We start from the raw sequence: 12,181 nt of genomic DNA on the forward strand, positions 1-12,181 counted from the left end.
GCTGAATCAGAGGGAAGCTATTTCGGAGACTGCTTCTGCGGGCGGGGTGGGGACGCGCGCAGCTGTCTCGGACGAGGGCACGGTGTCAGCCAGGTAGTGCTCCACGTCGAGGGCTGCGACACAGCCGCTCCCCGACGCGGTGATCGCCTGGCGGTAGGTCGGGTCGATGACGTCGCCCGCGGCGAACACGCCGGGAATCGAGGTCTTCGACGTACGCCCCTGAACGGCGATCGTGCCCTCACTGGTCAGTTCGAGCTGGTCCTTCACGAGATCGACGCGAGGATCGTTGCCTATAGCAACGAAAATGCCTGTCACCGCTATGTCACTCGTGGTGCCGTCCACGGTGCTCGCCACGGTCAGTCCGGAGACCTTCTCGGCGCCGTGGATACCCACGACCTCCGCGTTCCACAGGAATCGGATCTTCTCGTGGGCGAATGCGCGGTCCTGCATGATCTTCGAGGCGCGCAGGGAGTCCCGTCGGTGGATGACGGTGACGGAGCGCGCGAACTTCGTGAGGAAGAGTGCCTCCTCCATCGCGGAATCGCCGCCGCCGACCACGGCGATGTCCTGATCCCGGAAGAAGAAGCCGTCGCACGTGGCACACCAGCTCACACCGTGACCTGACAGACGCTTTTCGTCGTCGAGCCCGATCTCGCGGTACTCGGAGCCGGTGGAGATGATCACGGAGCGGGCCAGGAACACCTCGCCCGTGGCGATGGTCAGCTTCTTGATGTCGCCGGACAGGTCCGCGGAGACGACGTCCTCGTAGAGGATCTCCGTGCCGAAGCGCCGCGCCTGCTTCTCGAACTGATCCATCAGATCGGGGCCGAGTACGCCCTCGGGGAAGCCCGGGTAGTTCTCGACGTCGGTGGTGTTCATCAGCTCACCGCCCGCCTTGACCGAGCTGGCGATCATCACGGGCTTCAGATTCGCGCGCGCCGTGTACACGGCTGCGGTGTAGCCGGACGGACCGGAACCCACGATGATCACGTCGTGGATCGTGGTCCCGGCATCGGGCCCGTCGGTCGTGGGGACCTCGACTGGGACTTCGGTGTTCGTTGTCACGTTCTCGAAAGACCTTTCTGTCTTGTCATACGCTGCGCAGCCCATGCTGGGCGGAGCCGCGAACACTCCCCACAACGGTGCCGTGCAGATGCTTATTCCGCCTGCATCTCCTCAAGGCAAGGGTTGCCCGGAGGTGCGTGTCCGCATCACTCGACGGTGATCTCCGCGATCCGTAGGCCGAAGGGATACTGCGCCTGGATGTTGGACAGGCGTGGGAGCTGCGTGAAGTTGACGATCACGTACCGACCCGTCCGGGGCCCGTCCGCGCCGTCAGGGATGGGCAGGGTGACCGTGGGCGCCGTGAAGCCGCCCTGGGCGATCTGCTCTGCGCCCTCGAGCGTCGGCTGGTCATTGACCAGCACGGAGAACGAGCCGCCGGATCCGTTGAGCTGGGCGATGCTCACCGATGAGACGGTGGACTCCTCCTCGAGCTGCACGACGAGAGCGAGATTCGTCGCGAGTCCACCGAAGGTCTCACTGGCATAGACCTGATTACCCCAGAAGGTGGACGGGTTGCCGTCGATGATCAGGGGCAGTGTGGTGTCATTGGCGGCATCGAGCCCGGGGTTCTGCGGCACGAGCCGCGAGATACCTGTGACCACGGGTGTGACTGCCTCGGGGGTCGGCTCAGCGCTGGCCGTGGGCGCGGCGGGCGGAGCGGTGTCCTCGGGCGCTTCGGTGGTGACCTGCTCGGTGGCCCCCCCGCCATCGGCCACCTGTGTGCCGCCGGAGATGGTGCTCAGTTGCGTTGCCGCAGCGAACACGGCCACGACGAGCACGATGGCCATGACGACCCCCACGAGCACACGGGTGAACGTGCGACCCCCTGACGGGTTGTCGGTGTCGTCGTACTCGTCGCCGTCGTACACGTCGGCATCGTCGGGCGTGCGATAGGTGTCGTTGTCGCGTCCGCCCGAGAGCGGGAAGCGGGCGGCGGCGCGTTCGGGCTGGTGCGAAGCGGCAGCCGCGGCACCCGCGACGCCGGCGGCACCGACGGCGGCAGCGCTGCGGCGGTCACCGTCGTCGTGCCGGCGGCGCTCGTGGTTCTGCCGGTCGTCACGTGACCCGCCGCCGGGCGCTGCTGCGGACGCTCCGCCGGGCCTGTGCGCGGGCGGCGGTGGGACCGTGTGGGAGGAAGATCGGGGCACGGGACCGGCGACGACCGGCGGCAGCCCCGAGGTGTCGTCGTCCTGCAGGTCGTCATCCCGCCCGTCCGCTGAGGACGAGTGCCGCCCGAACCGGCGTGAGAAACCACCGAGGCGCGACCGCCGGGGGCGCTCGTGGTCCTCGTACTCCTCGTCGTCGTCGTACGTCTCGGGCTCCGAGGACCGCGGGCGGCCGAAGATCTCGGAGCCGAGGGTGTCGGTGAAGAACGGCTCGATGTACGGCGCATCCTCACGGCGGGCCTCCTGCTGGACGATGAGGTCCAGCATGTCCACCGCGGGAGCGCGATTGGTGACGAGGTAGGTTCCGCTATCGGTGATGCCGAGATCGAGGACCTGGATTCTGCTGTCGCGGTCACCCGTGGCGAGCTCCCGCGCGCTCGTGGCGACCTGCGAGGCATTGCCGGCGGCCGCGACGAGGATGCTGACGGGCCGGTTGAGCACCTGATCCACGCCGTCGAGCACGAGATCCTTCTCAGCAGATGCCAGCACGTAGGCGGTCACCTTGTAACGGCCGCCCAGCACCGAACCGACGTCTACTGCTTCTGGCACGTGTTCCTCCCCGGCGACACCTGGCTGATTTCTCCCCATGCTACCGGTCGATCGGCGCAATGCCGGGCGCCTGCGTCAGGCGCCACTCCGGCGGAATCTCGCGGTGAAGGGCCGCAGGAACTCGCTCAGTTCGGTCACGCGGAGCAGCTTCAGCATCAGGAGGTACACCAGCATCATGACCACTCCGCCGAGGGCGAGGACGACGACGGCGTTCAGTTTCGACTCCCACAGGAAGCCCTCGATCTCGTACCCGCCGAAGGACCAGCACAGCGCGCTCCCCGCGATCGCGGCGACGATCCCTGCGAGAGCCAGCTTCACATGGACGTCGAAGACGTGCCCGGCGCCGTAGGAACCGATGGAGCGCGTGAGGAAGACATGACTGACGACGACGGCGATCGCATTCCCGACGGAGTAGGCGACAGCGAGCAGCGGCACGATCAGGCGGGGGTCGAACATGCCCGCGATCAGTGCGAGCACCACGCCGACGACGGACAGGATGAGCTGGATCTTCAGCGGCGTCCTCACGTCCTCACTGGCGTAGAAGACGCGATTGAGGAAGAAGTTGGCGCTGAGGAACGGCGCTCCCACGGCGAGGATCGCGATGACCACACCATTGATGGCCGCGATCTCGGGAGACTCGCTGAACAGCATGCCGAGGGGGCCCGCGAACGTGAGCAGGGCCGCCGCGCCGAACACGGTGGCGACGCCGATGATGCGCAGGCCCTCGGAGAGCGTGGCCCGGACGGCGGCCAGGTCGCCGTCCGCGTGCGCGGAGGAGAGCTGGTTGAACATCACCGTGGCCAGGGACAGGGCGATCACGGCGTGCGGCAGTTGGTACACCATCGCCCCGATCTCGAGGTTGGTCCATCCTGCGATCTCCACGGGCGGGTCCTGTGCGAGGAACCTCTGGCGCGCATCCGCGGCACTGGTGGCGACACGCAGGTTCACGAGGTAGAGACCGTTGCCGATCAGCATGGTGACGATCGTGACCGAGGCGAGTCGGCCCGTCCGGCCGAGGCCCGTTCCGCGCACACCGAATCTCGGGCGCAGGCCCAGCTTCAGGCGCTTGAGCGGGACGATCAGGACGAGCGCCTGCATCACGATGCCGAGCGTGGTGCCACCGGCCAGCAGCAGGGTCTGGGTCAGGGTCCAGGTGTCCGGGCTGTGCCTTTCCGCCTGCTCGCCCCCGATGAGCACGATGAAGAGCACCAGGAAGGCGATCGACACGATGTTGTTGACCACGGGTGCCCACATGTAGGGACCGAAGGAGCCGTTGGCGTTGAGGATCTGTCCGATCACGGCGTAGATGCCGTAGAAGAAGATCTGCGGGAGGCACCAGTAGGCGAAGACCGTGGTCAAGGTGAGGTTGGCGCCCGTGAAACCCGTCGTCAGGGACACGATCACCGGGGCGGCGAGTGTCGCGAGCACGGTGAGGACGAGGAGGGCCGCGGCAGCGAGCGTGAGCAGCCGGCTGACGTAGTCCGCCCCGCGGTCCTGCTGCCTGCTGGCCCTGATGATCTGCGGCACGAGCACGGCGTTGAACACGCCGCCCGCGAGCATCAGGTAGATGAAGTTCGGCAGGGTGTTCGCCGAGGTGAAGAGGTCCGACACCTGCCCGGAGGCACCGATGGCCGTCGCGAGGAGGGCGACGCGGACGAGACCGAGGATGCGTGAGAGCAGCGTGCCCGCGGCCATGATCGCACTCGAGCGTGCGGTCGATCCGCTCGTCGTCGGACCGGGTGCGGATGCCGCCGGTGAGGGTGCGGCTCGTCCGGCGTCCTGCGAGGGGATGGAGGCGGTGTTCGTGTCAGACATCGTTCCCATCGTCTCACCCGGCGGGCGACGACGGCGCGAGCCGGGCCCGCACACACCGCCCCGACGCGCTGCCTAGAGGTGTTCGGGCAGGACCTCGCGCGCGAGGTCGGCGATACGCCGCTCGTTGGGGAAGGACAACCGGCGGCCGAGCTCGTGCAGCGGCACCCAGGCGACGTCCACGGCCTCGTGATCGGGATCGTTCTCGATGGTGAGGAACCCGCCGGTGCTGATGAGCAGGAAATGGTGGACCGTCTTGTGCACGCGGTGGCCACTCACCGTGAACCAGTAGTCGATGCTGCCGAGGGCGGTGACGATCCTGCCCTCGATGCCGGTCTCCTCGGCGATCTCGCGGACGGCCGCCTGCTCGCTGTTCTCCGAGCCCTCCGGGTGGCCCTTGGGGAGGCACCACTCGAGGCGACCGCCACGGTTCAGCCGGGCGATGATGGCGACGTCGAGCGTGTCCCGGGCGGTGTCCACGACGATCCCGCCGGCCGACACCTCCTCCACCGTGGGTAACTGGTGGTGCACGGCAGGCATACCCGTGGTTCCCATTGACACTGTCAACGGGGTGCGTTTCGGTGCACTTGGAACGGGTCGGTCCATGCAGACCACTCTAACGATCTTTCCCGGGACGCCTTAACGGTACGGAACCCCGGAACGGCACTCCCGCAACGCCTTGTACGGCCCGCTCCGGGCACACGTCCGGTGTGGGAAACAGGGCCCGATCTGGCACCCTTGGAGGACTATGGCGCACCTGCTGGACACCTCCACCCTCACCGCACCCCTACCCCCCGTGGTCCTCGAGGTGGGTCAGCTCTTCGCCGCGGCGGGTCACGAGCTGTCCCTCGTGGGCGGGCCCGTGAGGGACCTCTTCCTCGGCCGGGTGTCACCGGATCTGGACTTCACCACGGACGCCGACCCCGACCGCACGCTCGCCGTGATCAAGGGGTGGGCGGACGCGCACTGGGAGATCGGCAGGGCCTTCGGGACCATCGGGCTGCGCAAGGGCGAGCACCAGATCGAGATCACGACGTACCGAGCCGAGGCCTACGATCCGGAGTCCCGGAAGCCCGCCGTCTCCTTCGGCACGAACCTCGAGGACGACCTCCTCCGCCGCGACTTCACCATCAACGCGATGGCGCTGCGCCTGCCCTCACTGGAGCTCGTGGACCTGTTCGGAGGTGTGCGCGACCTGCACGCGGGTGTGCTGCGCACGCCCGGTACGCCGTCGTCGTCCTTCTCCGACGACCCCCTGCGCATGATGCGCGCCGCGCGTTTCGTCTCGCAGCTGGGCGTGGAGGTGGCGCCCGAGGTGTCGGAGGCGATGACGGCGATGGCCGAGCGGATCAGCATCATCTCGGCGGAGCGGGTGCGGGACGAGCTGGTGAAGCTCATCGAGGGCGCGGCGCCCGACGCCGGGATCGACGTGATGGTCGCCACGGGCCTCGCCGACCACGTGCTGCCCGAGGTCTCCGCCCTACGGCTCGAGTCCGACGAGCACCACCGCCACAAGGACGTCTACCAGCATTCCCTCACCGTGCTGCGCCAGGCCTGCGCGCTGGAGACGAGGAGCGACGGCGCCGTGCCGGGCCCCGACGTGGTGCTGCGGCTCGCCGCCCTCCTGCACGACATCGGCAAGCCCGCCACACGCCGGTTCGAGCCCGGCGGAGCCGTCAGCTTCCGGCACCATGACGCGGTGGGCGCGAAGCTCACCACCAAGCGCCTGCGCTCCCTGCGTTTCGACAACGACACCATCAAGGCCGTGGCCCGGCTCGTGGAGCTGCACATGCGGTTCTACGGGTACGGCGAGGCCGGGTGGACCGATTCCGCCGTGCGCAGGTACGTCAGCGACGCCGGCCCCCTCCTCGAGCGGCTCCACCGCCTGACACGCTCCGACGTCACCACGAGGAACCGGCGGAAGGCCGAGCGCCTCGCCTTCGCGTACGACGACCTCGAGGAGCGGATCGCCGCGCTCGCGGAGCAGGAGGAACTCGCGTCGATCCGCCCGGACCTCGACGGTGAGCAGATCATGGCGCTCCTCGGGATCCGCCCAGGCCCGGCCGTGGGCCGCGCCTACCGGTTCCTGCTGGAGGAGCGCATGGAGCACGGCCCACACGAACCGGACGAGGCGGAGGCGAAACTCCGCCGATGGTGGACCGAGCAGCCCGAAGCGCAGGAGACCCCATGAGACCCATGACCGGCGCCGCGGCGCCAGACACCACCCCTGCGGGCACTCCGCTGCCCAAGCTGTGGCTCCTCAGGCACGGCGAGACCGAATGGTCCAGGGACGGCCGCTACACGGGCCTGACCGACCTGCCGCTGACGCCGCACGGCGAGGAGCAGGCGCTCGCCGCGCGGGAGCATCTCGCGGGCGTGCCGTTCGACCTGGTGCTCACCTCGCCGCTGCAGCGCGCCGTGCGGACGGCGGAACTCGCGGGCTTCCCGGAGGCCGAGGTGCTGCCCTTCGCCCACGAGTGGGACTACGGCGACAACGAAGGGCTGGAGAGCGCGGCCGTACGCCGTGACAATCCCGGGTACCTGATTTGGAACGACGGCGCGCCGAACGGCGAGACCCTCGGCCAGGTGTCGGAGCGGGCCGATCGCGTGATCGCCCGGGTGCAGGCGGGCTGTGGCACTCCCGAGGACCGCGACCCCGGTGCCGCTCCCGTGCAGAACGCACTGCTGGTGGCCCACGGTCACTTCCTCCGCATCGTCGCAGCGCGGTGGCTGCAGTTCGGTGGGATCGAGGGTCGCAGGTTCGTGCTCGGCACGGCGGCCGTCTGTGCCCTGGGGTGGGACAAGCGGACTCCCGCGATCGTCCACTGGAATCTTTGACACACCTTCTTCTCGAGAATCGTCGAATGACGCCGAAACAATTCCGGAATTCGGCCGCGCAGGGGTGTACGCACCGCCCGTTCCTGGGGTAGCTTTGTTCTTGTGCCATTGGGGCTTCCCAACATGAGGTCGACGCCGGCACGCAGGACTGTGCGAGTTCCCGATGAATTGGAGGTGGAGATTGTGAATACCATGCTCAGCGGAGCCTTTGCCCGCGGCGCCAATCCCGCCTTCATCATCCGTACGCACTAGGAAGTTCGCGCACCGGCACCGGCCGGCCAGCTCCTCGCTCATCCCGCGCCCCTGCGCGACTTCCTGCTCCTTTTCCGCCGTTCAGCGGCTTCTTGTTCTCTGCGCTTCTCCGCGCGTCATTCGAAAGATTCGTCATGCCCGCTTCGCACGTCAATTCCGCCCCCCTTCAGGAGATCAATCCTCCTGACCAATCACAGCCGCCCGATCTCCGCGCCACCGGCGAATTCATCATGAGTGGGTATCTCACTCCCGTGGGCACCGTGGACGAGCTGCGCGACCCTGCGGCCGGCCCCATGCCCGGCTTCCAGCATCGGAAGGAGGTGCAGCGGATGCTCGCGAGGTGGCGCCGGAGCGTCGCCCTCTGGGGGCTCGTCCTGTCCAGGGCCGAGGCCCAGCGCGACGGCCGTCCGGCCGACCTCAGGCTGCCGCAGCACACCCTCCAGATCAAGTGACCACCCGAGCGCACACGGCTGCCCGAGACCGGCGATCAGATCAGCGATCCCGGCGACGACGGTCATCCGGTACGTCCGGACCGCCCTGCATCAGGAGGACATGATGTCCCTGAGGACACCCCGTGCGAAGCCCGCGCCGCCCGGCGCGGGCTTCCGCCGTTCCGGGGCCGGTGCCTCGATGCCGGTCCTCCGCCGATCGCGGAGGCGGCACCGAGGAATGAGGCGTGGGAGCGCCACGTTATAGGGTCGTGTGGTCACTCGACCGGCCCACCCCGCAGCCGGTCGGAAGGGAGCGAGTGTGTCCGGCGTCAAGCGCGTGGCCATGCTGTCCCTGCATACCTCCCCGCTCGAGCAGCCGGGAGCCGGCGACGCCGGCGGCATGAACGTCTACATCAGGAGCACGGCCCTCGAGCTCGCGCGCGTCGGGATCGACGTCGAGATCTTCACGCGGGAGGCGGGCGCAGGCCGGCCGGACCGCGAGGTGCTCGCGGACGGCGTGGTGGTGCACCACCTCGACGCCGGCCCGCCACGCCCCATCCCGAAGGAAGCGCTCCCGGGCCTGCGGGAGACGCTGACCGACGCGATCACCGATGTGGCCGATCTCCTCGCGAACGGGCACTTCGACGTGCTCCACTCCCACTACTGGGTCTCCGGGACCGTGGGCCTGACGCTGAGCCGTGAGATGAACCTGCCGCTCGTGCACTCGATGCACACCATGGCGAGGGTCAAGAACCTCCGGATGAAAGCCATCGCGACGCCCGAGCCGGAGGAGCGCGTCATCGGCGAACAGGAGATCGTCCGCGGTGCGTCGCGCTTCATCGCGAACACGAGCACCGAGGCGTCCGAGCTCGTGACGCACTACGGTGCCGAGCCCAACCGGGTCGACGTCGTCGCGCCCGGCGTGGACCTCGCCACCTTCAACCCCGGGAACCGGGGCGCCGCCCGCATAGCGCTGGGCGTGGCGCCCCGACAGTTCCACGTCGTCTTCGCCGGGCGCATCCAGAAGCTCAAGGGCCCCCAGGTGCTGGTCGCCGCCGCGGCGGAACTCAAGCGGCGCCGCCCCGACATCCCGCTGGCCGTGAGCATCCTCGGGTCCGGCAGCGGCTCGAAGGCCCTCGCGCTCCAGCCGCTCATCGAGGAAGCGGGGCTGCGCGACGAGATCCGCTTGTACCCGCCGGTCACCCCGGCGCACCTGGCGCACTGGTTCAGGGCGGCCGACGTCGTCGTCATGCCGTCCTTCAGCGAATCCTTCGGACTGGTGGCCCTCGAGGCCCAGGCGTGCGGAACCCCCGTCCTGGCGGCGAACGTCGGCGGTCTCCCGCAGGCCATCAGCGACGGACGCAGCGGCCTCCTGGTCGAGGGCCATACAGCGGCAGCGTGGGCGTCGGCCCTGGAACGGCTGCATGACGACACCCTGCTTCGGAACACCCTGGGGCGTGGCGCTGCGACGCACGCGCTCGCCTTCGGGTGGCAGCGCACCGCGCTGCTCACCGCCCAGAGCTATCGCACCGCCGTCGACCGTTTCCCCACGGCCGCTGCACACTGAGGCGGCACGGCGCCCCGCCTAGGATGGAGGCGTGACACCCACCGAGCTCGCCGCGTACCTCGATTCCGTCCACATCACCGGTGAGGTGGCGACGCCGCGGGAGAACAACCTCCAGCACATGCGGCAGTTCCTCGAGGGCAACGAGAACCTCGAGTTCGGCGTGGAGCTCACGCGCGCGTGGACGTACGACGACGTCTTCGACCTCATGCACGAGCGCGTGGGGACCAGCCCCGACCGCGACCACGTGGAGGGCCAGGACACCATCGATGCGGCCACCTGCGTTGCGGCACTCGACCGCTTCGCCGACCGCCTCGGTGCCTCCGCGCACCGTCAGGAGCGCATCCTCTTCGCCACCGGTCATCCCGCCGGCCTGCTGCCCGTCCACGCCGCCTTCGCGCGGTCGGTGACGCAGGTGGGCGCGAAGGCGGTCCGCGTGCCGGAGGGACGCCGCTTCCGCGAGGGGGACATCCGGCAGATCTTCGGGGTACTGGTCTGGCATCAGCACGGCGGCCTCATGCACACGCACTTCCCCGAGCCGATGCGCCTCAGCCTCGACTCGCTCGTCGCGGACGGGCAGGCACTGCCGGACCTCGTGGTCGCGGACCACGGCTGGGCCGGCCACGCAGCGGCGGTGGGTCTGCCCACCCTCGGGTTCGCGGACTGCAACGACCCGGGACTGTTCGTCTCGGAGGCGCAGGGCCACCTCGAGGTGGCCGTGCCCCTCGACGACAACGTGTGCCCGGGCCTGTACGACCCGCTGGTCCGGTACGTGCTCGACAGGGCCGGCCTGCCCCTGACCTGAGCGGCACCGCTGATAGGTTCTCAGGATGAGCGACCTCGAGATAGCCCGCGCCGCGACCATCAGGCCCATCGAGGACATCGCCGCCGCCGCCGGTGTTCCACGTGAATCACTGGAGCTGTACGGGCGCTTCAAGGCGAAGATCGATCCGCACCTGCTGCCGGAGACCGGCGGTGCCCGCGGCCGGATCGTGCTCGTCAGCGCCATGAGCCCCACACCGGCCGGGGAGGGGAAGTCCACCTGCACCGTGGGGCTGGCCGATTCCCTCGCACGTGCGGGCAAGCGCGTCCTGGTGGCCCTGCGGGAGCCCTCGCTGGGGCCCGTGCTCGGCATGAAGGGCGGGGCCACCGGTGGCGGCTACTCCCAGGTGCTGCCCATGGACGAGATCAACCTGCACTTCACGGGCGACTTCCACGCCATCACCTCCGCGAACAACGCGCTCGCCGCACTGATCGACAACCACATCCACCAGGGCAACGCGCTCGGTATCGACCCTCGACGCATCACCTTCAAGCGGGTGCTCGACGTCAACGACCGAGCCCTCCGTGAGGTGGTGATCGGGCTCGGCGGTCCCACGCAGGGCACCCCGCGCCAGGACGGCTTCGACATCACGGTCGCCTCGGAGGTGATGGCCGTCTTCTGCCTGGCCGCGGACCTCGACGACCTGCGGGCGAGGCTCGGCGCGATCACGTTCGGGTACACCTTCGACCGCCGTCCGCTGACGGTCGATGACCTCGGCGTCGCGGGGGCCCTGACGCTGCTGCTCAAGGACGCGGTCAAGCCCAACCTCGTCCAGACCATCGCCGGGACGCCCGCGCTGGTCCACGGCGGACCCTTCGCGAACATCGCACACGGCTGCAACTCCGTGATCGCGACTCGCACGGCCCAGCGTCTCGCGGAGATCGTGGTCACGGAGGCCGGCTTCGGTGCGGACCTGGGCGCCGAGAAGTTCATGGACATCAAGGCCCGCTCGGCCGATCTCGCCCCCGACGCCGTGGTCATCGTGGCCACGGTCCGCGCGCTCAAGATGCACGGCGGCGTGGACAAGGCCGATCTCGCCGGGGAAAATCTCCCCGCGCTGCAGGACGGGACGGCGAACCTCCTCCGCCACGTGCGGAACATCGAGAAGTTCGGCATCCGGCCCGTGGTCGCGGTCAACCGCTTCACCCATGATTCGGACGCCGAACTCGACTGGCTGCTCGCGTGGTGCGCCGGCGAGGGCATCGACGCCGCCGTGGCCGACGTGTGGGGGCAGGGTGGTGGCGGACCGGGCGGCGACGACCTCGCGGCTGCCGTGCTCGCCGCGCTCGACCGACCCACAGGGTTCCGGCACCTCTACCCGCTGGACCAGTCGATCGAGGAGAAGATCGGGACCATCGCGCGGGAGATCTACGGCGCCGACGGTGTCGACTTCTCCTCCACAGCACGCCGGAAGCTCCGCGAGATCGAGGCGAACGGCTGGTCCGACCTCCCGGTGTGCATGGCCAAGACGCAGTACTCCTTCTCCGATGACGCCTCCCTGCTGGGTGCGCCGACGGGCTTCACCCTGCAGGTGCGTGATCTCATCCCGAAGACGGGCGCCGGGTTCGTCGTCGCCCTCACCGGGAATGTCATGACGATGCCCGGCCTGCCACGCGAGCCCGCCGCGCTCCGCATGGACGTGGACGCCGGAGGGCACGCCGTCGGGCTCTTCTGAGCGTCC

Annotated in this window: 10 protein-coding genes; 6 read left to right on the forward strand and 4 right to left on the reverse strand. The window is 69.0% G+C overall.

Annotation, left to right across the window (positions count from 1 at the left end):
- Positions 1-6 precede the first annotated feature (6 nt).
- From trxB to AC4D12_RS10700, 4 genes are all read right to left on the reverse strand, one after another.
- On the reverse strand, positions 7-999 hold the full coding sequence (gene trxB / locus AC4D12_RS10685; RefSeq protein ID WP_490950131.1) for a thioredoxin-disulfide reductase: 993 nt from the start codon (positions 997-999) through the stop codon (positions 7-9).
- A gap of 212 nt (positions 1,000-1,211) precedes the next feature.
- A complete protein-coding gene (locus tag AC4D12_RS10690; protein ID WP_490949897.1) occupies positions 1,212-2,780 on the reverse strand; it encodes an ABC transporter substrate-binding protein in 1,569 nt (522 codons plus the stop codon).
- Between the two features lie 75 nt (positions 2,781-2,855).
- The gene (gene murJ, locus AC4D12_RS10695) at positions 2,856-4,595 is read right to left on the reverse strand and encodes a murein biosynthesis integral membrane protein MurJ (protein WP_490949898.1); all 1,740 of its coding nucleotides are present in this window, start codon (positions 4,593-4,595) and stop codon (positions 2,856-2,858) included.
- A gap of 72 nt (positions 4,596-4,667) precedes the next feature.
- Entirely contained in the window at positions 4,668-5,198 is a 531-nt protein-coding gene (locus AC4D12_RS10700; RefSeq protein ID WP_490949899.1) for an NUDIX hydrolase, read from the reverse strand.
- Positions 5,199-5,340: 142 nt separating this feature from the next.
- Here AC4D12_RS10700 and AC4D12_RS10705 point away from each other — a divergent pair, with 142 nt between their 5' ends.
- The 6 genes from AC4D12_RS10705 to AC4D12_RS10730 all read left to right on the forward strand — a co-directional run bounded on the left by AC4D12_RS10705 (position 5,341) and on the right by AC4D12_RS10730 (position 12,175).
- A complete protein-coding gene (locus tag AC4D12_RS10705; RefSeq protein ID WP_490949900.1) occupies positions 5,341-6,783 on the forward strand; it encodes a CCA tRNA nucleotidyltransferase in 1,443 nt (480 codons plus the stop codon).
- Entirely contained in the window at positions 6,780-7,430 is a 651-nt protein-coding gene (locus AC4D12_RS10710) for a histidine phosphatase family protein (RefSeq protein WP_490949901.1), read from the forward strand. Before AC4D12_RS10705 ends, AC4D12_RS10710 begins: the two co-directional genes overlap by 4 nt.
- Positions 7,431-7,816: 386 nt before the next feature.
- Complete coding sequence (locus AC4D12_RS10715) at positions 7,817-8,134, forward strand: hypothetical protein (protein ID WP_490949902.1); 318 nt, start codon at positions 7,817-7,819, stop codon at positions 8,132-8,134.
- A gap of 298 nt (positions 8,135-8,432) precedes the next feature.
- The gene (mshA, locus tag AC4D12_RS10720) at positions 8,433-9,680 is read left to right on the forward strand and encodes a D-inositol-3-phosphate glycosyltransferase (protein ID WP_490949903.1); all 1,248 of its coding nucleotides are present in this window, start codon (positions 8,433-8,435) and stop codon (positions 9,678-9,680) included.
- A 31-nt stretch (positions 9,681-9,711) separates the two neighbouring features.
- Positions 9,712-10,482, forward strand: a complete 771-nt coding sequence (locus AC4D12_RS10725; protein ID WP_490949904.1) for a phosphatase — start codon at positions 9,712-9,714, stop codon at positions 10,480-10,482.
- 25 nt (positions 10,483-10,507) lie between these two features.
- Entirely contained in the window at positions 10,508-12,175 is a 1,668-nt protein-coding gene (locus tag AC4D12_RS10730; protein WP_490949905.1) for a formate--tetrahydrofolate ligase, read from the forward strand.
- The last annotated feature ends 6 nt before the right edge of the window (positions 12,176-12,181 follow it).

The sequence above is a fragment of the Arthrobacter sp. TJ-266 genome, from assembly GCF_058269115.1.

What these genes read in the sequence shown, in the direction of transcription:
- murJ (WP_490949898.1), bottom strand. Translation starts at nt 4,595, where the DNA reads ATGTCTGACACGAACACCGCCTCCATCCCCTCGCAGGACGCCGGACGA.
- AC4D12_RS10700 (WP_490949899.1), bottom strand. Translation starts at nt 5,198, where the DNA reads ATGGACCGACCCGTTCCAAGTGCACCGAAACGCACCCCGTTGACAGTG.
- AC4D12_RS10705 (WP_490949900.1), top strand. Translation starts at nt 5,341, where the DNA reads ATGGCGCACCTGCTGGACACCTCCACCCTCACCGCACCCCTACCCCCC.
- AC4D12_RS10710 (WP_490949901.1), top strand. Translation starts at nt 6,780, where the DNA reads ATGAGACCCATGACCGGCGCCGCGGCGCCAGACACCACCCCTGCGGGC.
- AC4D12_RS10715 (WP_490949902.1), top strand. Translation starts at nt 7,817, where the DNA reads ATGCCCGCTTCGCACGTCAATTCCGCCCCCCTTCAGGAGATCAATCCT.
- AC4D12_RS10730 (WP_490949905.1), top strand. Translation starts at nt 10,508, where the DNA reads ATGAGCGACCTCGAGATAGCCCGCGCCGCGACCATCAGGCCCATCGAG.